Below are 587 nucleotides of genomic sequence, written 5' to 3'. Positions count from 1 at the left end.
CCGATGAGCCGATGAGCCGATGAGCCGATGAGCCGATGAGCCGATGAGCCGATGAGCCGATGATATATCGGGCACACCCGGAATTCAACTAACATACTGTTTTTATTGCATATATCGGCGATTTTCTGCCGAACAGCAGCAAGGCAATCAGCTCGTTCCGTACCCAACACTGGCACCTGTTGCCTATGTTGGAGAAGTTCCAGAATCCGAAAGCGCTGCTCCAGCCTCAGCCAGAAGCGATCCAACGCCAGGGATCGGCCGCGCTGCTTTCGCAACGCCATCCATCCCAAACGTGGTTCCGTTCCAACTGTGATAGAGTGTGAGGGGATCACATCAGACCCCGAACCGCTAACGGCCACATCACATGACGCGAGGATCGGAGATGATCGTGTCCGGCGATCCAATCCGGAAACTGTAATTGGACGGCTACTTAGTCGATGCGCGATCGTCGACTTACAGCTGGGTGTCAGATGATCAGGAAGCGGAAACCGGTGAGTGCTACTGCCTACGCCAGAGCGCAGCGCCTGATGAGCTGATGAGCTGATGAGCTGATGAGCTGATGAGCTGATGAGCTGATGAGCTGATGA

Annotated in this window: 1 protein-coding gene; it reads right to left on the bottom strand. The window is 54.9% G+C overall.

The genetic code is table 11. The features are described 5' to 3' along the window. Positions 1-245 (bottom strand): hypothetical protein (locus SLH47_RS26325; protein ID WP_320244112.1); only part of this gene is annotated, 245 nt, incomplete at its 3' end. Positions 246-587 lie beyond the last annotated feature (342 nt).

The organism is Cognatiyoonia sp. IB215182 (assembly GCF_033963905.1).
Classification (GTDB): Bacteria; Pseudomonadota; Alphaproteobacteria; order Rhodobacterales; family Rhodobacteraceae; genus Yoonia.
The sequence above is the reverse complement of the archived record's forward strand: the minus strand, read 5'-3'. Positions and strand labels throughout refer to the sequence as shown.